Source organism: Nocardioides malaquae (assembly GCF_015070385.1).
Taxonomy (GTDB): domain Bacteria; phylum Actinomycetota; class Actinomycetes; order Propionibacteriales; family Nocardioidaceae; genus Nocardioides; species Nocardioides malaquae.
Genome location: NZ_JADCSA010001231.1, coordinates 1 through 235, shown reverse-complemented (window position 1 = coordinate 235; position 235 = coordinate 1). Strand labels below are relative to the sequence as shown.

General features: G+C 80.4%; 1 protein-coding gene. It reads right to left on the bottom strand.

Annotation, left to right across the window (positions count from 1 at the left end; translation table 11 throughout):
* On the bottom strand, positions 1-235 hold a 235-nt coding region (locus IEQ44_RS16555), incomplete at both ends, for a helix-turn-helix domain-containing protein (protein WP_498371236.1).

The following is a 235-nucleotide window of genomic DNA, read 5'->3' as shown; positions in this document are numbered from 1 at the left end:
GGGGGCGGGTGGCCCCGACGCCGTCCACCCGCGGCACCGGGACCGCCAGCAGCCCCACGAGGGCCGCGGTGACGGCGAGCGGGGCGAGGGCCTGGCCGCCGTCGCCGGCGGCGCCGACGACGACCATGTCAGGCTGGCTGTCGGCGAGCATCCGGGAGCCGGCCCGCCCCATCTCCTGGTCGTCGACCAGGGAGGCCCGGAACGGGGCCTGGTCGGGGGGCGCGGTCACAGCGGG